20 protein-coding genes and 1 other RNA gene are annotated in these 22,622 nt (G+C 72.3%); 9 read left to right on the forward strand and 12 right to left on the reverse strand.

The window, feature by feature from the left end; genetic code table 11:
- Positions 1-101 precede the first annotated feature (101 nt).
- Positions 102-1,646 (forward strand): MDR family MFS transporter, encoded by a 1,545-nt coding sequence (locus AC3WRT_RS08500; protein ID WP_492721040.1) that lies wholly within the window; start codon positions 102-104, stop codon positions 1,644-1,646.
- A gap of 52 nt (positions 1,647-1,698) precedes the next feature.
- The gene (locus tag AC3WRT_RS08505; RefSeq protein ID WP_492721041.1) at positions 1,699-2,187 is read left to right on the forward strand and encodes a pyridoxamine 5'-phosphate oxidase family protein; all 489 of its coding nucleotides are present in this window, start codon (positions 1,699-1,701) and stop codon (positions 2,185-2,187) included.
- 97 nt (positions 2,188-2,284) lie between these two features.
- Here AC3WRT_RS08505 and AC3WRT_RS08510 read toward each other — a convergent pair whose 3' ends face one another.
- The 10 genes from AC3WRT_RS08510 to AC3WRT_RS08555 form a co-directional block, all read right to left on the reverse strand.
- Positions 2,285-3,319, reverse strand: a complete 1,035-nt coding sequence (locus AC3WRT_RS08510; RefSeq protein WP_492721042.1) for a DNA topoisomerase IB — start codon at positions 3,317-3,319, stop codon at positions 2,285-2,287.
- A gap of 60 nt (positions 3,320-3,379) precedes the next feature.
- Complete coding sequence (locus AC3WRT_RS08515; RefSeq protein WP_492721043.1) at positions 3,380-3,598, reverse strand: hypothetical protein; 219 nt, start codon at positions 3,596-3,598, stop codon at positions 3,380-3,382.
- Between the two features lie 144 nt (positions 3,599-3,742).
- Entirely contained in the window at positions 3,743-4,846 is a 1,104-nt protein-coding gene (locus AC3WRT_RS08520; protein ID WP_492721044.1) for a WD40/YVTN/BNR-like repeat-containing protein, read from the reverse strand.
- 48 nt (positions 4,847-4,894) lie between these two features.
- Positions 4,895-6,166, reverse strand: coding sequence for an aspartate kinase (locus AC3WRT_RS08525; protein WP_492721045.1), 1,272 nt, complete (start codon positions 6,164-6,166; stop codon positions 4,895-4,897).
- 106 nt (positions 6,167-6,272) lie between these two features.
- Complete coding sequence (locus AC3WRT_RS08530) at positions 6,273-6,842, reverse strand: DUF5063 domain-containing protein (RefSeq protein WP_492721046.1); 570 nt, start codon at positions 6,840-6,842, stop codon at positions 6,273-6,275.
- Between the two features lie 218 nt (positions 6,843-7,060).
- Positions 7,061-7,660 carry a recombination mediator RecR gene (gene recR, locus AC3WRT_RS08535; RefSeq protein WP_492721047.1) on the reverse strand — a complete coding sequence of 200 codons (600 nt, stop codon included), beginning with the start codon at positions 7,658-7,660 and terminating at the stop codon, positions 7,061-7,063.
- A 132-nt stretch (positions 7,661-7,792) separates the two neighbouring features.
- Entirely contained in the window at positions 7,793-8,905 is a 1,113-nt protein-coding gene (nicT, locus tag AC3WRT_RS08540) for a Nickel transporter NicT (RefSeq protein WP_492721048.1), read from the reverse strand.
- 45 nt (positions 8,906-8,950) lie between these two features.
- Positions 8,951-9,625, reverse strand: a complete 675-nt coding sequence (locus AC3WRT_RS08545; RefSeq protein ID WP_492721049.1) for a lysophospholipid acyltransferase family protein — start codon at positions 9,623-9,625, stop codon at positions 8,951-8,953.
- A 101-nt stretch (positions 9,626-9,726) separates the two neighbouring features.
- The gene (locus AC3WRT_RS08550) at positions 9,727-10,485 is read right to left on the reverse strand and encodes a class I SAM-dependent methyltransferase (RefSeq protein WP_492721050.1); all 759 of its coding nucleotides are present in this window, start codon (positions 10,483-10,485) and stop codon (positions 9,727-9,729) included.
- A 27-nt stretch (positions 10,486-10,512) separates the two neighbouring features.
- The gene (locus tag AC3WRT_RS08555; RefSeq protein WP_492721051.1) at positions 10,513-13,173 is read right to left on the reverse strand and encodes a DNA polymerase III subunit gamma and tau; all 2,661 of its coding nucleotides are present in this window, start codon (positions 13,171-13,173) and stop codon (positions 10,513-10,515) included.
- Between the two features lie 183 nt (positions 13,174-13,356).
- On the opposite strand from AC3WRT_RS08555, the gene egtB reads away from it, so the two are divergent.
- From egtB to AC3WRT_RS08585, 6 genes are all read left to right on the forward strand, one after another.
- Complete coding sequence (gene egtB / locus AC3WRT_RS08560) at positions 13,357-14,646, forward strand: ergothioneine biosynthesis protein EgtB (protein WP_492721052.1); 1,290 nt, start codon at positions 13,357-13,359, stop codon at positions 14,644-14,646.
- Positions 14,643-15,623: an L-histidine N(alpha)-methyltransferase gene (gene egtD, locus AC3WRT_RS08565; RefSeq protein ID WP_492721053.1), complete on the forward strand. Its 981-nt coding sequence runs from the start codon at positions 14,643-14,645 to the stop codon at positions 15,621-15,623. Before egtB ends, egtD begins: the two co-directional genes overlap by 4 nt.
- A gap of 82 nt (positions 15,624-15,705) precedes the next feature.
- Complete coding sequence (locus AC3WRT_RS08570; protein ID WP_492721054.1) at positions 15,706-16,167, forward strand: DUF3817 domain-containing protein; 462 nt, start codon at positions 15,706-15,708, stop codon at positions 16,165-16,167.
- A gap of 229 nt (positions 16,168-16,396) precedes the next feature.
- Positions 16,397-17,053, forward strand: coding sequence for an ABC transporter ATP-binding protein (locus tag AC3WRT_RS08575; RefSeq protein WP_492721055.1), 657 nt, complete (start codon positions 16,397-16,399; stop codon positions 17,051-17,053).
- Positions 17,054-17,066: 13 nt separating this feature from the next.
- The gene (locus tag AC3WRT_RS08580; RefSeq protein WP_492721056.1) at positions 17,067-18,593 is read left to right on the forward strand and encodes a hypothetical protein; all 1,527 of its coding nucleotides are present in this window, start codon (positions 17,067-17,069) and stop codon (positions 18,591-18,593) included.
- A 51-nt stretch (positions 18,594-18,644) separates the two neighbouring features.
- Positions 18,645-19,919, forward strand: a complete 1,275-nt coding sequence (locus AC3WRT_RS08585) for a GNAT family N-acetyltransferase (RefSeq protein ID WP_492721057.1) — start codon at positions 18,645-18,647, stop codon at positions 19,917-19,919.
- 141 nt (positions 19,920-20,060) lie between these two features.
- Here the strand turns inward: AC3WRT_RS08585 and AC3WRT_RS08590 are convergent, their stop codons facing one another.
- On the reverse strand, positions 20,061-21,275 hold the full coding sequence (locus AC3WRT_RS08590) for an MFS transporter (RefSeq protein WP_492721058.1): 1,215 nt from the start codon (positions 21,273-21,275) through the stop codon (positions 20,061-20,063).
- A 127-nt stretch (positions 21,276-21,402) separates the two neighbouring features.
- Between AC3WRT_RS08590 and AC3WRT_RS08595 the strand changes: the two genes are divergently transcribed.
- The gene (locus AC3WRT_RS08595; RefSeq protein ID WP_492721059.1) at positions 21,403-22,476 is read left to right on the forward strand and encodes a LacI family DNA-binding transcriptional regulator; all 1,074 of its coding nucleotides are present in this window, start codon (positions 21,403-21,405) and stop codon (positions 22,474-22,476) included.
- Between the two features lie 38 nt (positions 22,477-22,514).
- On the opposite strand, the gene ffs is transcribed toward AC3WRT_RS08595, so the two are convergent.
- Positions 22,515-22,613: signal recognition particle sRNA small type (gene ffs, locus AC3WRT_RS08600), an RNA gene on the reverse strand.
- Positions 22,614-22,622: the final 9 nt, after the last annotated feature.

Raw genomic sequence — 22,622 nt, forward strand, 5'->3', positions numbered from 1 at the left:
CGCCCGAGACTCCAGTGTCGCGCCTTCGCGGACGCCGCGAGGGACGACCGGGGAAGTCCGGTGCCCGGTTGGTGGCGTGTGGGAATGAATGCGCGGTGTGGATGTTGTCCCTGACTGTCGCTCCGAACCGCAGGAGAATCGTGTCCACCTCATCCACGCTGGGATTCCGCTCGGACCGCGGGCCGATCCTCATCGCGCTCATGCTGTCGACGTCGCTCATCGCGCTCGACTCCACCATCCTCGCGACGGCCGTGCCCTCGATCGTGGCCGACCTCGGCGGTCTGACGCAGTTCCCCTGGCTCTTCTCGGTCTACCTGCTGGCTCAGGCCGTGTCGGTTCCGGTCTACGCCAAGCTCGCCGACACGCTCGGCCGCAAGCCGGTCATCCTGTTCGGCATCGGGCTCTTCCTGCTCGGCAGCATTCTCTGTGGCATCGCCTGGGACATGGGCTCGCTCATCGCCATGCGGGCCCTCCAGGGCCTCGGCGCCGGGGCCGTGCTGCCGATGACCACGACGATCGCGGCCGACATCTACACGGTCGCCGAGCGCGCCAAGACGCAGGGCTACATCGCCAGCGTCTGGGCCGTCTCCTCGGTCGTCGGTCCCACCCTCGGCGGCGTCTTCTCGCAGTTCGCCTCGTGGCGCTGGATCTTCTTCGTCAACGTCCCCTTCTGCCTGCTCGCGGCCGGGATGCTGTGGCGCAACTACGACGAGTCGGTCGAGCGCCGCCGCCACCGCATCGACTACGCGGGGGCAGCCCTGCTCACCGGGGCGCTGACGCTGATCATCCTCGCGGTGCTCGAGGGCGGGCAGGCCTGGGCCTGGTCGTCGTGGCAGAGCATCGGCTCCTTCGCGGTCGGGGCCGTGCTGCTCGCCGCCTTCGCCGTCGTCGAGCGCCGCGCCGCCGAGCCGATCCTGCCCCTCGAGGTGCTCACCCGGCGCCTGATCGTCGCCACCTGCCTCGTCAGCATCGGGATCGGCGCCGTGCTGGTGGGCCTGACCTCCTACGTGCCGACCTTCCTCGAGCGCTCGACCGGCGCCACGCCGATCGTCGCCGGCCTCGCCGTCGCCGCCCTCACCATCGGCTGGCCGATCTCCGCGTCCCAGTCCGGCCGGCTCTACATGCGTATCGGCTTCCGGCCCACCGCCCTCATCGGCCTCACCATCGCAACGGTCGGTGCGCTCCTGCTGTGGCTGACGTCGGCGACGCCCAGCGTGTGGTCCACCGCCGGCTCGTGCCTCGTGGTGGGCCTCGGCCTCGGCCTCGTGGCGACCCCGACCCTCATCGCCGCCCAGGCCTCCGTGCCGTGGAACGAGCGGGCCGTCGTCACCGGCACCAACATGTTCATGCGCTCCGTCGGCAGTGCCGTCGGCGTCGCGATCTTCGGCGCCATCGCCAACGCCGTCATCGCGACGCGCGGCGGTGACGCCTCCGGTGAGGCGATCCACGCCGGGTCGGTCGCGGTCTTCCTCGCCGTGCTCGTCGCGGCCGTCGTCAGCATCGCGGCCGGGCTGCTCATGCCGCACACCCGTGCCGAGGACGTCGCCCACGGCGGGCAGGCCGAGACCGCGAACGCTGACGTCGACGTGGACGGGGACGCCCGCGAGGGCGCGCGGGAACCCTCGACAGGTCCGACGACCGCCTGAGCGATCGGGTACGTCCCCCGGGACAGAGTCGTGACCACCCGGAGGAGCCCACATGAGCGAGCACGACGACGGCACGAAGAAGGTCGCCGACCTGATCAAGGACATCCGCGTGGCGATGCTGACGCACACGGACTCCAACGGTGCGATGGTCAGCCATCCCATGGCGACGCAGGAGGTGGAGTTCGACGGCGACGTGCTCTTCATCGCCGAGCGTGACAGCCACAAGGCGAGGGACATCGCCGCCCAGTCGCCGGCGCCCGTCAACGTCGCCTACAGCTCGAACAGCTCGTGGGTCTCGCTCTCCGGCACCGCGACCATCGTCGACGACCCGGCCAAGCTCGCCGAGCTGTGGAACAGCTTCACGGGCGCCTGGCTCGAGGGTGGCCCCGAGGACCCGGACAACATCCTCATCCAGGTGAGCGCCGACTCGGCCGAGTACTGGGACTCGCCCGGCGCCAAGGTCACGCAGGTCGCCAACTTCGTCAAGGCGAAGGTCACCGGTCAGCGCATGGAGGGTGAGAACGAGGTCGTCGACCTCTGACCGTCCTCAAGCGACCGAGCGCATGCCGCCGGGTCCCTCTTCACGAAGGGAACCCGGCGGCATACGCTTCTCGAGGGGAACGTCGCCGAGGCGGAGCTCAGGCGGCGCCCTTGACGAGGCGCAGGACCGCGCGCTCGAGTGCGTCACGGTCGCGGACCTGGACGAGGTCGCCGAGCTCCAGCCGCTCACGGTCGGCCTTGGTGAGCCTGGAGAGGTTGCGTGCGATGGTGCGGCCCACGGCGTACTCGTCGAGCACCCGCGGGTCGACGTACGAGCTGCGGGCGACCGCCGGTGTGTTGCCCAGGTGCTCCGAGACCACCTTCATGGCGTCCTTCTCGGCACGCTTGAGCTCCCGCTCCGTGGCGGCGGGGCCCGTGCGGGCGAGCGCCACGGCCGCGGTCACGGTGGCTGCCCACGTGCGGAGGTCCTTGACTGTGTACTCCTCGCCCACGAGCTCCTTGAACGCGGCGTTGAGGTCGCTCGAGCGCAGCTCGTGCCACCCGTTGGTGTCCCGGTAGGCGAGGAGGCGCTCTCCGGGGTAGCCACTTCGCTTGAGGGACAATACGATTCGCGCGAGGATCTGGTCCGTGAGGATCGCCTCACGCGTGACACCCGACTTGGCCGGGAACTCGAAGGTGAGCTCCTCCCCGCTCACCCGCACGTGCGAGCGCAGCAGAGTGGCGACGCCGTGCGAGCCGTTCTCCGCCTCGTACTCGTCGCCGCCGCTGCGGAACAGGCCCGCGTCGAGCATCCGCAGGCCGGCCGCGGTGACACGCCGGCGGGTGAGGCCGTTGGTCCGCAGGTCGGCCGCGATGTGCTTGCGCGCTGCCGGCAGCTTGCCGGCGAGCATGAGGACCCGGTCGTGCTTCTCGCGCGCCCGGGCCTCGTGCCAGTGGTCGTGGTAGAGGTACTGCCGACGCCCGGCGTCGTCGGTGCCCACCGCCTGGATGTGCCCGTTGGCGTAGGGGCTGATCCACACGTCCTTCCAGGCGGGCGGGATGACCAGCGCCTTGACCCGCTCCCTCACCTCGGGATCCACCGCGCGCCCGTCGGCGTCGACGTAGGCGAAGCCGCTCCCCCGGCGCACGCGTCGGATGCCGGGCTTGTCAATGGCGCTGCGCCGCAGTCTCACACTGTGGGAGTACCCCGTGCCGCCATCGGGCGAACCGGGGCTCCGGGGCGGTGGCCCTGGTCAGTCGGTGGGCGCCACCTGCGGCTCGCTGCCGTCCGCCTGGCTCGTCGCGTCGGGCGTGTCACGGGTGTCGCCCGACTGGCTCGGCCCGTCCGGCGCCGCCACCGGCACGATGTCGGGCACCTCGATCTCGGGCAGGCCCGGCGAGGGCGGCGGATCCGGCGTGACGGGCGGGAAGACCGATCCGTCGCTCTGCAGGTGTGATTCGTGAGGGGTCACGTTCTCGTCCCTAGTCCCCGAGTGGGTGGATGTCCTTCTACTTCTTGACCATACCCCCGCCTCCGAGCCACGAACCCGTCCCGCGAAAGTGCCCCCTCGACGTGGTGCCAAGACGTCGAGGGGGCACTTTCCCGCGCGTCTCCGTCAGCGGGTGAGGACGCCGGCGCGGCCCTGCTCGCCGGACGCCCAGCACGCGCCGTCGCTCGTGCACTCGACCGCGTCGAAGCTGCCGCCGTCGAAGGTCGACCACGAGCGGCCACCGTCGCCCGAGACGTCCGAACCCGACGGCCCGACCGCGAGCACCGTGCGCGACGTGCGCGGCACCCAGGCCGAGCCGGACCGGTAGCCCGAGGGGTTGCTCACCGGCTTGGACCAGGTGCGCCCGCCGTCGTCGGTCCACGCCGCGTTGTCGACGGCGCGCGTGGGGGTGGCGAAGTCGCCGCCGACGAGCACGCCCCGCCGGGCGTCGCGGAAGCTCACCGAGAAGATGCCGGCCGAGCCGCCGCCGGCGACCGGGGTGTCGGTCACGGTCCAGGTGCGGCCCTGGTCGGTCGACGTGAACAGCCGGGCCGGGTCCACGCCACCGCTCGCGAGGTAGGTGCGCCCGCCGACACCGGACGCGAGGCACGCGCCCGACGCCGCGAAGCCGGCCTCGCCCGGCTGCGCCGCCGGCATCCCGGCCGGGTCGACGAGCGACCAGGACCGGCCGCCGTCGGAGGTCTGGACGAGGCGGAACTTCCCGTCGACCGGGTCGCTCATGGCGAGCCCCCGGCGCGGCGAGCTGAAGGCCAGGCAGTCGTAGAAGGCGGCGGGCTCCGCGTTGCGGAAGGTCTCGGTCCAGCTCGCGCCGCCGTCGTCGGTGACCAGGATGCGGGAGTCCTCACCCTCGCCGATCGACAGGATGACGGCGTGCCGGGCGTCGAACGCCTCGATGTCGCGGAACTGCAGCGCCTCGGTGCCGAGCCCCTGCGGGCTGACGTCGCCCCACGTCTTGCCGCCGTCGGTCGTGCGCAGCACCGTCCCGTTCGTGCCGCTGACCCACGCGACGTCGCGCGAGACCGGGGCCAGTCCCCGGAAGCGCTCCGCCGTGCCCGTCGGGGTCAGGGTCCAGGAGTATGCCGTGGCCCCGGCCTTCGAGGGAGCGTCACGTCGCACGGCACCGGGCGACACGGCATACGCAGTCGTGCTGGCGGCGACGAGCGCGGAGGTGGCGGCTACGAGCAGGACAGATCGCGTCGTTGGTCTCATGCCCCCCGAAAGTAGCGGCGGTCGGGAGATCCGGCGCGGTGGAAGGGCTCAGCGGCCGGTGCCGCCGTAGACGATCGCCTCGTCGGCGGAGTCCAGCCCGAACGCCGTGTGCACCGCGCGCACGGCCTCGTCGAGCTGGTCGGCGCGCGTCACCGCCGAGACGCGGATCTCGGAGGTCGAGATCATCTCGATGTTGATACCGGCCTCCGCGAGCGCCCCGAAGAACTTCGCGGAGACCCCGGGGTGGCTCTTCATGCCGGCGCCGACGAGGGCGATCTTGCCGATCTTGTCGTCGAGGCGGAGGTCCTCGTAGGCCACGTCCTGCTTGATCGACTGGAGCACCTGCATGCCGCGGGCGCCGTCGGCCTGCGGAAGGGTGAAGGAGATGTCGGTCTTGGCGGTCTCGGCGGCCGACACGTTCTGCACGATCATGTCGATGTTGATGCCGGACTCCGCGATGGCGCCGAAGATCTTCGCCGCGACGCCGACCCGGTCGGGCACCCCGACAATGGTGATCTTGGCTTCGCTGCGGTCGTGCGCGATGCCGGCGATGATCGGGGCTTCCACAGCGCCTTCTCCTTCGTAGGGGTTGTCCTTGATCCAGGTGCCGGCCTTCTGCGACCACGACGAGCGCACATGGATCGGGATGCCGTAGCGGCGGGCGTACTCGACGCAGCGCAGGTGCAGGATCTTGCTGCCGTTGGCGGCCAGGTCGAGCATCTCCTCCATCGACAGGACGTCGAGCTTGCGGGCGCTCGGCAGGATGCGTGGGTCGGCGGTGAAGACGCCGTCGACATCGGTGTAGATCTCGCAGACGTCGGCCTCCAGCGCCGCGGCGAGCGCGACCGCGGTCGTGTCGGAGCCGCCGCGGCCGAGGGTCGTGATGTCCTTCGTCGTCTGGCTGACGCCCTGGAAGCCCGCGACGATCGCGATGTGGCCCGCGTCGAGGGCGCTCTGGATGCGGCCCGGCGTCACGTCGATGATGCGGGCGGCGCCGTGCGCGTCGTCGGTGATGACGCCGGCCTGGCTGCCGGTGAACGACCGCGCCTCGGCGCCGAGCTGGGCGATGGCCATCGCGACGAGCGCCATCGAGATTCGCTCGCCGGAGGTCAGGAGCATGTCGAGCTCGCGGGCGGGCGGTGCCGGCGTCACCTGCTCGGCGAGGTCCATCAGCTCGTCCGTCGTGTCACCCATCGCCGAGACGACGACGCACACGGAGTGACCGGCCCGCTGCGTCTCGACGATGCGGCGGGCCACGCGCTTGATGGCCTCGGCGTCGGACACGGACGAACCGCCGTACTTCTGGACGACGATGCTCACACTGGCTCCCGATCTTCTCGGTGGTCTTCCCGTCTGCGGTGCTGCCGAGTCTAGGGTCGGGCCGTCGGCGTCCACCGGGGCGTCGCGATGGTGAGACGTGCGCCGGTCACGGGTGCAGCGCGTCGAACTCCGCCTCGCCGACGGTCTCCTCGTCGGCGTCGAGCCGCAGGTGGGCCATGATCGACTGGAGGGCGCGCATCGACATCATCGCGCGGTCACCCCAGTGCGACAGGTAGCTGAACTGCCACCACCAGAGCGCCTCGAGCTTGCGGCCGGCCGCGTAGTGCTTGAGGCCGTGGCTGAGCGCGACGGCGATGTCCACGAGGTCGTTGGTGATCGAGCCGTCGCCACGCTCCGAGGACGTGATGGGGTCGATGACGTAGACGTAGTCGTCGATCCCGGCGAAGACGTTGGACAGCCCGGTGCGCAGGGGGTCCGCGTCGTCGTCGGTGGCGTCCGGCTCGAAGCGCTCCTCGGGCACGACGTCCTGGACCGCGCCGAGCCGCGCGCCGGCGACGAGCACCTGCGAGAGCGCGAGGGTGAGCACCGGGAGGGCCGTGTCCGGCGAGGTGCCGGACGCCACCTCCGTCACGGCGGTGAGGAAGGCACTCGCCTCGGCGGCGGTGAGGTCGGCCAGGCCGCCGAGGTCGTCGACGTCGCTTGTTTCGGTGGACATCCGCGGGTCTCCTCTGGTCGGGCCCGAGGGCGTATGCCGTGGGGCGGGTGGCTGGCAGCGCCCAGTCTGCCGCGTGCCCGGTCGACGCGTCGACCCGGACCCCACCCATCGACAGAGCACTTTGTCCGTCATCGGACGGGTTGCTCCCTCGATCAGAGCAGACGAACTGCTGTTTCGATCGGAGCGGACGGTGGGTGCGAGCCCACCTGCAGCCGCGGTCAGGCGTCGACGCGGCGGCGGCCCTCGAAGGCGCGCCCGAGGGTCACCTCGTCGGCGTACTCGAGGTCGCCGCCGACGGGCAGACCGGACGCGAGTCGCGTCACCGTCAGGCCGACGTCACGCAACAACCGGCTGAGGTAGGTCGCCGTGGCCTCACCCTCGAGGTTGGGGTCGGTGGCGATGATGACCTCCTGCACCTCTCCGGAGGCCAGGCGGGTCATCAGCTCACGGACCCGCAGGTCGTCCGGGCCGATGCCGTCGATCGGGCTGATCGCCCCGCCGAGCACGTGGTAGGTGCCCCGGAACTCACGGGTGCGCTCGATGGCGACGACGTCCTTGGGCTCCTCGACGACGCAGATGGCCGTGTGGTCGCGGCGCGGGTCGGCGCAGATGCGGCACTTCTCGGCCTCGGCGACGTTGCCGCACTCCTCGCAGAACCGGACGCGCGCCTTGACCTCGGTCAGGGCCGTGACGAGCCGCGTGACGTCGTCGGAGTCGGCCTGGAGCAGGTGGAAGGCGATGCGCTGCGCGCTCTTGGGACCGACCCCGGGGAGTCGGCCGAGCTCGTCGATCAGGTCCTGCACCGCGCCTTCGTACACGCCTCAACCCTAAGCCCCGGCGCCGACACCGCCCGCACGCCGAGCCGCCGGGCCGCCGGGCCCCGGGTCGCCCGGGTCCGCCCGCGCGGAATGCCATCGCCGTGGCCCACCTCCGTGCGGCCGTCGGCGAGGTCACACCTCGACGCGGTTGAGCCGGGCCGACCAGCGCTCCTCGATGCGCCCGAAGCGCCAGACGGCGATGGCGAGCGCCCACGTGACGACGAAGAGCCCGACCACCCAGAAGCCGAGGCTGCCGAGGTCGATCCCGCCGACCCAGGCGAGCGGTCCCGTCGTGACCCCGAGCCGGTCGGTGAGCACCGACACGAGCTCGACGCCGCCGATGCCGAGGGCCACCGCGACCGACAGGGCCGTGACGGTGGCGTTGTAGTAGATCTTGCGCACCGGCCGGCGGAACGCCCAGCCGTAGGCGACGTTCATGAAGGCTCCGTCGGCGGTGTCGAGCAGCGACATGCCCGCGGCGAAGAGCACCGGGAGGGTGAGGACGGCATACCAGGGCAGGTTGGCCGCGGCGGCGCCACCGGCCACGACGAGGAGGCCGACCTCGGTCACCGTGTCGAAGCCGAAGCCGAAGAGGACGCCCACGGGATACATGTGCCACGGCTTCGTGACGGTCCGGGTGACCCGGCCGAGGATGCGCGTGAGGAAGCCGCGCCGCTCCAGCTGGCGCTCGAGCTCGGCCTCGTCGAGCTGGCCGTCACGCATCCGGCGGGCGACGCGCAGGATCCCGACGAGTGCGGCGAGGTTGAGCAGGCCGATGAGCACGAGGAAGAGCCCCGAGACGGAGGTGCCCCACAGGCCCGTCACGTGGCGCAGGACCGAGTCGTCCTCCTGCAGCGCGCCGGCGAGGGCGCGGATTCCGAAGGCCAGCAGCATCACCATGACGAAGACCACCGAGGAGTGCCCGAGGCTGAACCAGAACCCGACGCTGAGCGGTCGGCGGCCCTCGGCCATCAGCTTGCGGGTCGTGTTGTCGATGGCGGCGATGTGGTCGGCGTCGAAGGCGTGGCGCATCCCGAGGGTGTATGCCGTGACGCCGAGCCCCGCGCCGAACAGCTGGCCGCCCACGCGGTACTCCTCGGGCGCGACGACGCCGACGAGCAGTCCCCATCCGACGACGTGGAGCAGCAGCACGAAGCCACCCATGCCGAGCAGGCGGCGGCGGTCGTCGCGGGAGAGGCGCCGCAGCAGCGTCCGTGCGCGCGTCGGTGCGGGCGTCGGGGTCACGGGCTCACGCTAGATGCGACAGGGTCGCATCTGCAACGTTTTCGCTCAGATCGCCGAGTCGCCGCCCGGCACCTCGTTGTAGGCGTCGACGCGCTCCTGCCCGGTGAGCTCCGCGATCGCCTCCATGACGCGGTCGGTCAGCTGCCGCCGCGCCTTGCCGGCCGGCACACCGGCATACTCCTCCACCCCGATCGGCTTGCCGAAGCGCACGGTCACCTTCGCCAGCCGGGGGAAGCGGGCCCCGACGGGCTGGATGTCCTCGGTGCCGATGAGGCCGACGGGCACGATCGGAACCTGTGCGGTGAGCGCCAGCCACGCGACGCCCGTGCGCCCGCGGTAGAGCCGGCCGTCACGCGACCGCGTCCCCTCCGGGTAGATGCCGAACGCGTCCCCGGCCCGCAGCACCTCGAGCGCCGCGTCGAGGCTCTCCTGCGCGGCGGTCGGCGATTGGCGGTCGACCGGCACCATCCCGACGGCGCTGAAGAAGCCCTTGCGCAGCAGGCCGCCGAGGCCCGGACCGTTCCAGTACTCCTCCTTGGCGAGGAAGCGGACCTGCCGCGGCGACGCGAGCGGGATGGCGAAGGAGTCGATGAACGACAGGTGGTTGCTCGCCACGATCACGCCGCCCTCACGAGGGAGGTTCTCCTTGCCCTCGATGGTCGGGCGGTACAGCGCGTGGGACACGGGATACAACAGGTTGCGCCCAAGGCTGTAGAACATGGGCGACAGCCTAGAGCCGCGCGACAGCCGGCCGGGTCGGGCGTCCGGCGCACCGGCCTGGTGTTCGCCCCTTGGTATGCCGGGTGCTCGGCTCGGGTGCCTCAGGCGCAGGCGCGCACCGCCCAGGCCGTGGCCCTGATCTCGAACGGCGGCTGCGGCAGCACCTCGCGGCAGTGCGCGCGCAGGCGGGCCCGGGCTGGCTCGTCCAGGCTCTGCACGTGCGCCCCGGCCGGACCGACGCCGAACGTGTACGGCTCCCACCAGTCGTCGAACGTCGGGTGGTGCACCGTCACGGTGAGGGCGGTGTCCTCGATCCGGGTGAGCCCAGCCTGCTCGCAGAGGCGCGCCAGGCCGCCCTCGGCGACGCCGGTCATCCCCGACTCGTCGTCGACGCCCGGGTCGAGGTCACGGGCTGCCTTCCAGAAGGCCGAGAGCGGGGCCCCGCCACCGGCGAGGTCCCAGACGCACGCCGCCACCGTGCCGTCGGGCCGGGTGACCCGAGCCATCTCGCGCAGGCCGAGCACCGGGTCGGCCATGAAGCTGACGACGAGCTGGGCGAGGGTGTGGTCGAACAGGTCGCCGGGGTAGGGCAGCCGCTCAGCCGTCCCCGTCTGCACGTCGAGGGTCGGAAAGGCCTGTCGCAGGGCCGACAGGAGCGGCCGGGACGGGTCGACGGCGGACACGCCCTCGACCCCCAGCCGCTCGATGAGGACACGGGTCAGGGCCCCGGTCCCGCAACCGACGTCGAGCGCATGCCCCGGCGGGGCGACACCGGACCAGTCCGCGAACCGTGTGGCGAGCGGCCCGGAGTAACGTCCCATGAAGCGGTTGTAGGCGTGGGCCGTGACCTCGAACGTCACGTCTCGACGCTACTCCCACAAGGTCGCTCAGCTGTCGAGTTCCTGAACGACGCGACCGCCGAGGACCTTCTCGATGACGGATCGGCCGACGTCGCCGGACTGCTCGATGACCTCGTCGTCGTCGCTGACCGCGGAGTCGTCGGTGGCCGGCTGGCGCGGCTGGTCCTCGTCGGTCGACCGCGCGCCACCGGCCCGCGAGCGGGCCTGGGCGAAGGACTGGCGCACGGCGCTGGCGCCGCGCACCGCCGAGTCCGTCGGGGCGTCCCCCCCGGCCGGGGCGTTCGCCGGCACCGCAGCGGAGGGTGTGGCGCCGGGAGCGGCCGCCGGGGTCTCTGCAGCGGGCCCCGTGGCCCAGTCCGGAGCCGGCCCGGCGGCCGCGCCCCACCCGGGGTTGTCGTGCATCGACCGTCCCGAGACCGGGCTGAGGCCTGCGTCAGCGAGCGCGGTGGCCCCTCTCGACTGCGCTGACGCTGTCACACCGCCGCTGCGCGGGTCGCCGCCCGAGCTCGACGCGACGGGGGTCCCGGCGGCTCCGCCGGTCCCGCGCGCCGTGGCACCTGCGGGACCGGCGGACTCATGCCCCGCGCCGGCATCACCCCACGACCCGCCTGCCGTAGCACCGCCGCCCTGTTGGCCGGCGCCCTGCGAACCGCCGGGTTGACCGGCGGACTCGCCCTTGGACGGGGGGTCGGGCAGCCCTGCCGGCACCGCGCCTGGAGGCGGTGCGACCGGACCCTGCTGCGCCACCGCGTCGGCGTGCACGCCGTCGACGACGGCATCGACACCGAGCTCGTCGATGAGGGCCTGGCGGACGATGTCGGCGTGGTTGCCGGCCCGGAAGGTCTGGGTGAGGCCGGCCGTGGCGATGCCGAGCGTGAGCTTGCTGCCGTCGAAGGCGGTGACCTGGGCGTTCTGTGACACGAAGGTCCACGTGATGCGGCGCATCGTGAAGATGCGGCCGAGGACGTTGGGCCAGGCGCGGCGGATCGCGTCGGTGTCCATGCCCCCGGTGGTGGCGGCACCCTCGCTGCTCGCACCGGCTGCGGCTGCGGCGGCCGGCTCTGTGTTTCCAGTCGTGCCTCGCGCCGGACCGGAGGAGCCCGGCTGGGGCTGCGACTGCGACTGACCGTGGGACTGAGCCTGCGACTCAGCGCGCTCGGAGGCGCCCTGCAGGTGCCGGTCGCTCTGGCCGAGGGAGTCGTCGACGGACGACGGGCCGCCCACCGACTCGGCCGGAGTCATGACGGGAGGCGCTCCCACCTCCGCACGTGCGGCATCCACCCGTCCGGCATCGCCGGGGCCGGAACCCGGGGTGGGCGAGCCGACGCTGGCCGCGGCGGCGCTGCGACCCCCACCACCCATGCCTCCTGCGGCGTGCGAACTGCCGGAGGACCCCCCGACGCCACTCGACGGCGGCGTGTAGTCGGAGACGGTGCGCGGCGGGGCCGGCACCGAGGCCGCGCCAGGCCTCGCACTCGCAGCCGCACCCACCGGTGGGGCATCGCCCCGGGCGGCGGTCGGGACCCCCCCGACGTCGAGGCGACGCTCGAGACGGTCGAGGCGGGCGGCATACCCCTGCTCGCCGGAGGCGGACGGCAGCAGGATGCGCGCGCAGATGAGCTCGAGCTGCAGGCGCGGCGCGGTGGCGCCCGTCATCTCGGTAAGGCCCGTGTTGACGATGTCGGCCGCGCGGGAGAGCGCACCCGGGCCGAAGGCCGCCTGCTGGACGCGCATCCGCTCGAGCTGGTCCTCGGGGACCCCGCGAAGCACCTGCGAGACGCCCTCGGGCATGGCCGCGACGATGATGAGGTCGCGCAACCGCTCGAGGAGGTCCTCGACGAAGCGGCGCGGGTCGTGGCCCGACTCGATGACCTTGTCGATCTGGCGGAAGGTGCCCGCGCCGTCACCGGCGGCGAGGGCGTCGACGGTGCTGTCGAGCAACTCGCCGTCCGTGAAGCCGAGCAGCGACACGGCGCCGTCGTAGGTCAGCCCCTCGGGACCCGAGCCCGCCATGAGCTGGTCGAGCACCGACAGCGAGTCACGCACCGAGCCGCCGCCCGCACGCGTGACGAAGCTGAGCACGCCCGGCTGCACTGCGACGTGCTCCTGCTCGAGCAGGTGCTCCATGTAGGACGACAGCTTGGCCGGCGGGACGAGGCGGAAGGGGTAGTGGTGCGTGCGCGAGCGGATCGTGCCGATGACCTTCTCCGGCTCGGTCGTCGCGAAGACGAACTTCACGTGCTCCGGCGGCTCCTCGACGATCTTGAGCAGCGCGTTGAAGCCCTGCGGCGTCACCATGTGCGCCTCGTCGATGATGTAGATCTTGAAGCGGCTCTGCGCGGGGCCGTAGCTGGCCCGCTCGCGCAGGTCACGGGCGTCGTCGACGCCACCGTGGCTAGCGGCATCGATCTCGATGACGTCGACCGAGCCCGAGCCGCCGCGGGCGAGCGCCACGCACGAGTCGCACGTGCCGCACGGGATCGGCGTCGGACCCTGCTCGCAGTTCAGGCAGCGCGCGAGGATGCGCGCGCTCGTCGTCTTGCCGCAGCCGCGAGGGCCGCTGAAGAGGTAGGCGTGGTTGACCCGACCCGAGCGCAGCGCCTGCATCAGCGGCTCCGTCACGTGCTCCTGGCCGATGACGTCGGCGAAGCTCTCGGGCCGGTAGCGGCGGTACAGGGCGGTGGCCATGCCCGAAACCCTAACCGTCACGACCGACGCCGGGAACGCGGACCGAACCGCCCCGGACCGAGGTGGAGGGTGAACAGGTCGTGACGGATGGCCGCTGGGAGGGACAAGTGTCAGTAGTTGTGCCTAGGCTCGATGGACCGGTCGCGGCGCACGGTGCCCCGCGCTCGGACGGAGGAGGTAGCCATGCCCGATTCGACCTGGGACGCCGACGCGCTCGTCGCGCGCTACGACGAGGTGCGCGCGCACACGGAGGCGCTCGCCGGCCCGCTGTCCCCCGAGGACCAGACCGTCCAGTCCATGCCCGACGTGTCCCCGACGAAATGGCATCGCGCGCACGTCACGTGGTTCTTCGAGACGTTCGTGCTCGCCGACCACGAGCCGTCTTTCAAGCCCTACCAGGACCAGTACTGGTTCCTCTTCAACAGCTACTACGAGGGCGTCGGGCCCCGCTACGCCCGGGCCGAACGGGGCTTCATCACCCGTCCCGGCGCGCACGATGTCGGTCTCTACCGCGCCGACGTCGACGCCCGCATGCGCGACCTCGTCACGACGCTCGACGGGGGTGCCCTCGAGAAGCTGGGCTCGACCATCGAGCTCGGCTTCCACCACGAGCAGCAGCACCAGGAGCTGCTGCTCATGGACATCAAGCACGTCCTGTCGGTCAACCCCCTCCAGCCCGCGTATGCCGGCACGCCCCTGCACCCGTCCGATCCCGACCCGATCGGCTGGGTCGACGTCGAGGGCGGCCTCGTGGAGGTGGGCCACCGTGGCGGGGGCTTCAGCTTCGACAACGAGCTGCCGCTGCACCAGCAGTGGCTCGAGCCCTACCGCCTCGCCGACCGGCTCGTCACCAACGGCGAGTGGCTGGAGTTCATGGCCGACCACGGCTACGAGCGGCACGAGCTGTGGCTCTCCGACGGCTGGGGGAAGGTGCGCGCCGAGGGGTGGCGAGCGCCGTTCTACTGGAGCGAGCACGACGGCGCGTGGTTCGAGCACACGCTGAGCGGCACGCATCCGGTCGACCCGGCCCTGCCGGTGAGCCACGTCAGCCACTACGAGGCCGACGCCTACGCGACGTGGGCCGGGAAGCGGCTGCCCACCGAGGGCGAGTGGGAGCACGCCGTCGTCGCCGACGGGCAGGCCGACGCCTCGACGATCGGTGGCAACCTCGCCGACACCGAGACCTTCCACCCGCGTCCCGCCGGTCCGAGCACTGGTCACCTGCGCCAGGTCTACGGCGACTGCTGGGAGTGGACGAGCTCGGCCTACCTCGCCTACCCCGGCTACCACCCGCCGGCCGGCGCCATCGGCGAGTACAACGGCAAGTTCATGTCCGGCCAGATGGTCCTGCGCGGCGGCTGCGCCCTGACCCCGCCCGGCCACGCCCGCGCCACCTACCGCAACTTCTTCCCGGCCGGCTCGCGCTGGGCGCTCTCCGGTGTCCGACTCGCTGACGGAGGTGTCCCTGCATGACCGCTCGTGAGCCGGTCGTCACCGTCGCGCTCGACCCCGACTGGGCCTCGGAGGCGCTCGTCGACGACGTACGCCGTGGGCTCGCCTCGCAGCCGCGCACCCTGCCGCCGAAGTGGCTCTACGACGACGTCGGCTCCGACCTCTTCGACGAGATCACCCGCCTGCCGGAGTACTACCCGACCGAGTGCGAGCGGACGATCCTGCGCGAGCACGCCGACGACATCGTGGCCGCGTGCGACGCCACGACGGTCGTCGAGCTCGGCAGCGGCACGAGCGACAAGACGCGGACCCTGCTCGACGCGTTCGCCTCGGTCGGCAGCCTCGAGCGGTTCGTCCCCGTCGACGTCTCGGAGCAGACTCTCCGAGACGCCGCCGTGATGCTGTCGGAGCGCTACCCGTCGCTGCGGGTCGAGGCCCTCGTCGGCGACTTCACCCTGCACCTCGCCCACCTGCCGCGCGGGGGCCGGCGGCTCGTCGCCTTCCTCGGCGGCACCATCGGCAACTTCTACGTCGAGGAGCGTGCGGCCTTCCTCGGGGCGCTGCACGACAGCCTGGAGCCGGGTGACTGGTTCCTGCTCGGCACCGACCTCGTCAAGAGTGCCGACCGACTCATCGCTGCCTACGACGACAGTCGCGGCGTCACGGCGGCGTTCGTGAGCAACTGCCTCCGCGTGCTCAACCGCGAGCTCGGCGCCGACTTCGACATCGAGGCCTTCTCCTACGTCCCGTTCTGGGACCCGCACCAGGAGCGCATGGACCTCAGGCTGCGCGCCGACATGCCACAGCGGGTCACGATCCCCGGGGCTGATCTCGCTTTCGAGCTCGCGCACGGGGAGGAGATCCGGGTCGAGATCTCGACGAAGTTCCGCCCCGAGCAGCTGCGCGACGAGCTGGGCGCGGCCGGCTTCACCGTCGAACGCACCTGGACCGACGGCGACGGCGACTTCGCCCTGACGCTCGCACGACGGGAGTCCTGAGCCGGCCCCCGGTTCCGTGGCGCGTCGGGTCGTGGGTGAGACTGGGGCGACCCACGTACGACACCACGTAGGAGACCTCGGCATGACCCCTCGCAGCCTCTACCGCCGGATCGCCCTCGCGGAGGTGGTGACGTGGGCCCTGCTTCTGGTCGGGATGGGCCTGAAGTACGTCACCCGCACGACCGAGCTCGGCGTCAAGGTCTTCGGGCTCGCGCACGGCGTCGTCTTCATCGCCTTCTGCCTCGTCACCGTCCTGCTCTGGGTCAACCAGCGGTGGACCGCCCGGGAGGGTCTGCTCGGGCTCCTGAGCGCGGTGCCGCCCTTCCTGACCGTCTGGTGGGAGCGCCGTCTCGAGCGCCGCGGGCGGCTGGACGGCGACTGGCGCCTCGGCCGAGACGGTGACACGCCGACCACCCTGCCCGAGCGCGTGGTTGCCGCCCTGATGGCCCGACCCATGGTCGCCGTCGGCGTGGGGATCGTGGCCGTGCTCGCGCTCACCGGCGTCGCGCTCCTGCTCGGCCCGCCCGTCGCCAACCAGGGCTGACCCCCCCGTCGAGTGGGCAGTTTCCCACCACGTCCCCCGGGAGAAAGTGCCCAGTCGAGGTGCCGGGTCCGGTCGAGTGGGCAGTTTCCCACCACGTCACCGGGAGAAAGTGCCCGGTCGACGTCGTGGTCCGTCGAGCGGGCCGTTTCTCCCGGTCAGCCCACTCGGAGCCGGGCGGCATACGGTGGCTTACGACAGCTCGACAGGGTCGGCGAAGGGATGGGTGCAGATGGGTGCGGTCGCAGTGCTGACCGGTGAGGTCCGTGCGGAGGGCGTCGGCAAGACGATCGACGAGACGACCCTGCTGCTGCCCACCGATGTCAGCGCCGACCCCGGCGAGTGCATCGTGCTCCGCGGGCCCAATGGCTCCGGCAAGACGACCCTCCTGCGGATCATCGGCGGCCTGCTCGTCCCGAGCACCGGCACGGCCACCATCGGCGGCCGCGAGGCCGACGAGCGCGACCGCGCCGTGCGCGCGGCAGTCGCGGCCCTGCTCGGCGCCCCGACGACCTACCGCGACCTGACCCTCATCGACCACCTCGTCCTCATCGACTCCACGTGGGGTGGCCAGCCCGCCACGTCCGACGACCGCAGCCTCGCGCTCCTCGACCGCCTCGGCATCGCCCATCTCGACGATCGTTTTCCGCACGAGCTGTCGTCGGGCCAGGAGCAGCTCTTCCGCCTCGCACTGACGTTCTCGCGGCCGGCGAGCGTCGTGCTCCTCGACGAGCCGGAGCAACGGCTCGACACCGCCAAGCGCCAGGTCGTCGCCGAGCTGATCCGCGAGCGCACCGAGGCCGGCGGCACCGTCGTCATGGCCTGCCATGATCCCGAGCTGACAGCGAGTCTCGCGACCCGCGTCGTCGACGTCGTGCCGGCCCGCTGAGCGTGGACCCACGATGAGCAAGCGCAAGCGGCCGGCCCGCCCCAAGGCCGTCCCCAAGGCCGTCCCCAAGGCCGTCCCCAAGGCCGTGACGGAGCGATCCCCCGAACGGTCGCCGGAACGAGCGCCCGAGCCGACGGCATACGAGCGCCGGGAGCCCGCGCCGGTCCCGCCCGTTGAGGTCGACTACGACGACCACGACCTGCTCGGCCAGGCCGACTGGGTCATCGGCGGCGACGCCGCGCGCAAGGCGCGGCAGCAGGGGCTGTATGCCGGCTACGTCCTCTTCCTCGGCGCCCTCGTCTACGGCCTGCCGATCGTGCAGGCGGTCTTCCGCACCTCAGACGCCCGTTCGCTCGGTGAGCAGCTGAGCTCCCCCGTCGCCATCGCCCTGCTCGTCGCCTCGGTGGTCGCGCTGCTCGGGGCTGTCGTCTTCGCGGGCCGCTTCCGCGGACCCATCGTCCCCCCGATGCCGTGGATCGACCTCGTGCTGCCCGTGCCGATCGACCGTGCGCTCGCGCTGCGCCGGTGGTGGCGCTACGCGGCGGTCGGTGGCCTCTTCGTCGGCGCGCTCGGCGGCCTGACGATCGGTGGCGGCCTCGCCTTCGCCCGCCTCGGGGGTGTGGCGACCGTGGCCGTGTCGACCCTGGCTGGGACGGCGCTCGGCGTGCTCGCCAGCAGGTTGTGGCTGTGGTCGCAGGTGCGCTCGTGGCCCGGTCCGGACCGTGGCCTCAGCCTGCTGTGGCGGGTGCCCGACGCCCTGCGCGAGCTGCACGCGGAGTCGCTGCGCGCCCACTCCGCCAACACGTCCACGATGGCCGGGTCGGCACTCACCGGCAACCTGCGCACGGCGAGGCTCGCCCTGACCCGGCCGGTCCGTCACGGCCGCTCGGCTCGACTGCGCCCCGGCCGCCCCTTCGGGGTGCTCGTGCGCCGCGACGTGCTGGGCCTACGGCGCACGCCGGGCGCCTTCCTCTCGGGGCTCGGCCTGACGGTGCTCGGCGGGGCCATCGTGACGTGGGCCTTCACGCAGCCGGCGGCCCCGAGCATCGCGGCGACGATCGGGCTGCTGCCCCTCTACCTCGGCTTCGGCGCGTGGTCCGAGGGCCTGCGCCTGCAGGCCGACAACGTCGGCACCCCGTCCCTGCTCGGCACCGGTGAGGTGACCGAGGCCGCCGCGCACGTGGTGGTGCCGACGGTGCTGACGCTCGTGGTCCTCGGCGGCTGGGTGGGCGTCGCCGTCGGGGCCGGGTCGCTGCCCGCCAGCGCGCCGCTCTCGCTGTGGCTCGTGCTCGTGCTCGTCGTCTCGGGCAACGTGCTGGCCGCCTTCCGCGGGTCCCCGACCTTCATGCTCCGACCGCAGATGGTGGCGATCTGGTATGCCGTGCCCGGCCTGACCGTCGTCCTCCTCGGCTCCCTCCTCGCCGTGCTGACGAAGAACGGCAGCTACACGTGGCTGTCGGTCGTGAGCTGGCTCGTCTACGCCGTCCTCGCGTGGGCCGTGTCGAAGGTGCGCCGCCTCACCTACCTGCACCGGGCCTGAGCGCCGGCAACCCGCTCGCGGCGCCGACCACCACTGGTTAGGTTCGAGGCCATGAGCGAGCTGCGCACCCGAGACGTCGTCGAGTCCGACCTGCCCGCTGTCCTGGCGATCCGCAGCCGCTCCTTCGGCCACCTGGGAGCCGGCGGACAGGCCTGGTGGCAGCGGGTCTCCGAGGAGACGCTCGGCGGGCGGATGCTCGCCGTCGTCGACGAGTCGGACACCGTGCTCGGCGCCGGCCGCATCCGGCCCTACCAGCAGGCCTGGGGCGGGCGGTTGCTGCCCATGGGCGGAGTCGCCGGCGTCTACGTGGAGCCGAGCGCCCGCGGCCGTGGCGTCGCGACGACTCTGACCCGTGCGCTGATCACCCGGATGGTCGAGCTCGGAGACGCCGTGTCGTGCCTCTTCCCGACCACGGCCACGCTCTACCGCCGCTCGGGCTACGAGATCGGTGGCGCCCAGACCCGGGTGACGTATGCCGCCCACCACCTGCGCGACCTCGACGCCTCCCGGACTGGGCTCGGCCGAGCCCCCGGGCTGCGCCCCGCGACCCCGGGCGACGCGCAGCACCTGCACGACCTCGCCATCGAGGCCGCTGTCCGGCACGGCATGAGCGGACCGATGGTGCCGTCGGTGGCGACGCTCGAGGGGGAGCTCGAGCGCGACGAGCTCATCGCGTACGTCGTCGACGGCGGCTTCGTCGTGTACGACCTCACCGAGGAGGCGGCCACGGTCGAGTACCTCGTCGCCACGACGCCCGAGGCGGCAGCGACCCTGTGGGGCGTCGTCGGGTCGGGCTCCTCGGCAGTGCCGACGGTGCACACCTACCTCGACCCGCGCGACCCGGTCATCCTCGTGATCGGCGGCCTCCCGACGACCGAGGTGCGGCAGGTCCCGTGGATGGGCCGGGTGATCGACCTCGGGGCGGCGTTCGGAGCGCGCGGTTTCAGCCCGCACCTCTCAGTGGCCGCCGACCTGGAGGTGGACGACCGCGACTCCCCCACCAACGCCGGGCGTTGGACGCTCTCGGTTGCCGGAGGCCGTGGGACCGCAACCCCATCCCCAACCGCAAGCGGCACCGACGCGCCCGCGGTTCGAGATGACGCCGCGACCGACGTGTCCGACGGGGTCACCTCGAACCGGAGCGGTGGCGGGGCCGCCGGGGACGAGGCGTTGCGTGTGGAGGCACGGGGGCTGTCGGCGCTCTGGTGCGGCTGGTCGGTGTCGCGGCTGCGCCAGGCGGGACTGGCCTGCGGCGGCAACCCGGACGGCGACGCCGCCCTCGACGCGATCTTCGGCTGCACGCCCTTCATCACCGAGTACTTCTGACGACGCCCGCCGAGGGCGGGTGGAGGCGATTCGTCGCGACCCAGCGCGACGGGATACCTCGATCCGACGAGGCCAACGGCGGGTGGAGGTGATGCCCCGCGCCCCGCAGCGACGGCATGCCTCCAACCGGCAAAGCGTCCCTCAGTCGACGACGACGGCGGTGACGTGCTCCGGCTCGCGGACAGCCGGGAGCGCGAGCAGCGCGACGACCGCCATGGCGCCGACCACGAGCAGCGAGTGGAGCACGCCGACGTGGTCACCGAGGAAGCCCAGCAGCGGCGGGCCGGCGATGAACGCCGTGTAGCCGATGGTGGACACGACGCTCATCCGTGCCGCGGCGCGCCTCGGGTTGTCAGCGGCAGCGCTCATCCCGACCGGGAAGCCGAGGCTCGCGCCGATGCCCCAGATCGCCGCACCGACGAAGGCGAGCACCGGGCCGCCGAAGACGACGAGGAGGCACCCGACGACGGCCGAGACGAACAGGACGCGGAGCACGGGGACGCGGCCACGCCGGTCGAGGGCGCGCGTGCCGAGCAGGCGGCCGGCCGTCATGGCCGTCAGGAAGACCGCGAAGCCGATGACGCCGACCCAGCGCTCGAGCCCGTAGCCGTCCGACAGCGCCACCGCGACCCAGTCGTTGGCCGTTCCCTCGGTGAAGGCGGCGGCGAGCACGACGACGCCGATGAGCAGGGTTCGGGGCTCTCGCCAGGCGGCACCGATCCCGGCCTCCGACCGCACCTCCGCACCGGTCTCGTCAGTCTCGATCGAGCGTGGCAGGAAGGCTCGCAGGAACCACGGGCTGACGGCGAGCAGCAGCACGACGACGCCAAGGAGGTGCGCGGCGACGGGCACGTGCAGGAACGACAGCGCTGCGCCGATGAGAGCGCTGACCACCGTGCCACCGCTGAACGCGGCGTGGAAGTGCGGCATGATCGCGCGGCCGAGGAGGCGCTCGACCTCGGCGCCCTCGAGATTCATGGACACGTCGAAGACCCCGGTGCCGATCCCCACGAGCACCAGCCCGGCCATCACGACCACGCGGCTGTCGAGGACGTCGACGCCGAGCCCGACGCCGAGCAGGCCGATGCTCTGGATCACCGCCGCGCCCAGCAGGGTGCGTGCGGCCCCGAGGTGGTGGACGATCCAGCCCGAGAGCGGAAGTCCGACGACCGAGCCGAGCGAGGCTGCAAGCAGGGTGAGCCCGAGCTCTCCCGCCGAGAGACCCAGCTCGTGCTTGATGTCCGGGACCCTGGAGGCGAAGGCCGCGAACGCCGCCCCGTTGATGGCGAAGGCCGTGAAGACGGCGGTGCGCGCCGTGCGGACGACGGCTGCCGGCGGGGCACTGACGACGGACATGACACAAGCCTCTCAAAGATTGATTGAGCGATGGAGCCGGGAGGGAGCGAGCAGCCGGCTGACCGGCGTTCAACATCGCCCCACTTCGAATCGATTCGACTCGAATCGTTTCGATAGCATGCCGAACATGGTTGCCCGAGGTCAAGCGCGTCCGACGCTCCGCGATGTCGCCGAGCGGGCCGACGTGTCGGTGTCGACGGCCTCCCTCGTCTTCAGCGGGAAGGGCCCCGTGGCGGAGGCCACCGGCGACCGGGTGCGGGCCGCCGCGGCCGAGCTCGGCTTCACCGGGCCAAACCCGCTCGCCTCCTCCTTGCGCCAGGGTCGGTCCGGGGCGATCGGCGTCCTCGTCGAGGGACGGCTGCGGATGGCCTTCCGCGACCCCTTTGCCATCGCCGTCCTCGACGGGCTGGCCGAGGTGCTCGAGGCAGTCCCCACCGGCATGCTGCTCATCGGGCAGCCCACCGGGTCGGCCCGCTCCGTCGTCCCCCGGCTCGCCCCGCTCGCCCTCGACGCGGTGGTCTTCTCGCTGTGCGGCCCAGGCGAGAACCCCGCGGTGGAGCACCTTGCGGCACGCGGCATACCGATGTTCAGCACCGGCGTGCCCGATGACCGCCGCGTCACCCAGGTTCGCCTCGACGAGCGCGCCGGCGGGGCCACCATCGCCGAGCACGTGCGCGCGCTCGGCCACCGTCGCGTCGCGCACGTCGCCATGCCGATGCTGCCGACGAGCACGGCCGGACCGGTCCCGGACGCAGAGGTGCGGCCAGGCGATGCGAACGTGCCGAGCGTCGGCCGCCTGCTCGGCTTCCGCGACGTCTTCGGGGCGGACGCCCCCGCCGTCCAGACCGGGGACGGCTCGTCGGTCGAGGGCGGCATCATCGCCGGGCGGCTGCTGCTCGACGTGCCGCGGAGCCAGCGGCCGACGGCCGTCGTGGCGCAGTCCGACGTGATCGCCGCCGGCGTCATCCTCGCGGCCGAGGAGCTCGGCCTGCGCGTGCCCGAGGACCTCAGCGTCACCGGCTTCGACGGCGTCGACCTGCCGTGGCTGCCCCACCGCTTGACGACGATGGACCAGCAGGGTCGCGAGAAGGGCCGCCTGCTCGGCACTCTGGTGCGCAAGCGGCTCGACGGCAAGCGGGCCCGGAGCGTCACCCAGCCGGCGGTGCTGCGTCTCGGCACGACGACCGCTGCGCCGGCCTGAACGAGCCGCCGGCACGGAAGAGGACCCACAGGGCCCCGGACACAGGGACACCCCGCGTACCTGGAAGAGCCCTCCTACCCTTGCTGCATTCCTGCCCTGGGGGAGTTCGGAGGGGTACCACCACGCGGGGTGCCGACGGCAAGTGT

Source organism: Terrabacter sp. FW104-15G4B, assembly GCF_058790095.1.

Excerpts from the sequence above, each read along its gene's own strand:
- AC3WRT_RS08500 (WP_492721040.1), top strand. The coding sequence starts at position 102 with ATGTTGTCCCTGACTGTCGCTCCGAACCGCAGGAGAATCGTGTCCACC.
- AC3WRT_RS08505 (WP_492721041.1), top strand. The coding sequence starts at position 1,699 with ATGAGCGAGCACGACGACGGCACGAAGAAGGTCGCCGACCTGATCAAG.
- AC3WRT_RS08520 (WP_492721044.1), bottom strand. The coding sequence starts at position 4,846 with ATGAGACCAACGACGCGATCTGTCCTGCTCGTAGCCGCCACCTCCGCG.
- AC3WRT_RS08530 (WP_492721046.1), bottom strand. The coding sequence starts at position 6,842 with ATGTCCACCGAAACAAGCGACGTCGACGACCTCGGCGGCCTGGCCGAC.
- AC3WRT_RS08545 (WP_492721049.1), bottom strand. The coding sequence starts at position 9,625 with ATGTTCTACAGCCTTGGGCGCAACCTGTTGTATCCCGTGTCCCACGCG.
- AC3WRT_RS08555 (WP_492721051.1), bottom strand. The coding sequence starts at position 13,173 with ATGGCCACCGCCCTGTACCGCCGCTACCGGCCCGAGAGCTTCGCCGAC.
- egtB (WP_492721052.1), top strand. The coding sequence starts at position 13,357 with ATGCCCGATTCGACCTGGGACGCCGACGCGCTCGTCGCGCGCTACGAC.
- egtD (WP_492721053.1), top strand. The coding sequence starts at position 14,643 with ATGACCGCTCGTGAGCCGGTCGTCACCGTCGCGCTCGACCCCGACTGG.
- AC3WRT_RS08570 (WP_492721054.1), top strand. The coding sequence starts at position 15,706 with ATGACCCCTCGCAGCCTCTACCGCCGGATCGCCCTCGCGGAGGTGGTG.
- AC3WRT_RS08575 (WP_492721055.1), top strand. The coding sequence starts at position 16,397 with ATGGGTGCGGTCGCAGTGCTGACCGGTGAGGTCCGTGCGGAGGGCGTC.
- AC3WRT_RS08580 (WP_492721056.1), top strand. The coding sequence starts at position 17,067 with ATGAGCAAGCGCAAGCGGCCGGCCCGCCCCAAGGCCGTCCCCAAGGCC.
- AC3WRT_RS08585 (WP_492721057.1), top strand. The coding sequence starts at position 18,645 with ATGAGCGAGCTGCGCACCCGAGACGTCGTCGAGTCCGACCTGCCCGCT.
- AC3WRT_RS08590 (WP_492721058.1), bottom strand. The coding sequence starts at position 21,275 with ATGTCCGTCGTCAGTGCCCCGCCGGCAGCCGTCGTCCGCACGGCGCGC.
- AC3WRT_RS08595 (WP_492721059.1), top strand. The coding sequence starts at position 21,403 with ATGGTTGCCCGAGGTCAAGCGCGTCCGACGCTCCGCGATGTCGCCGAG.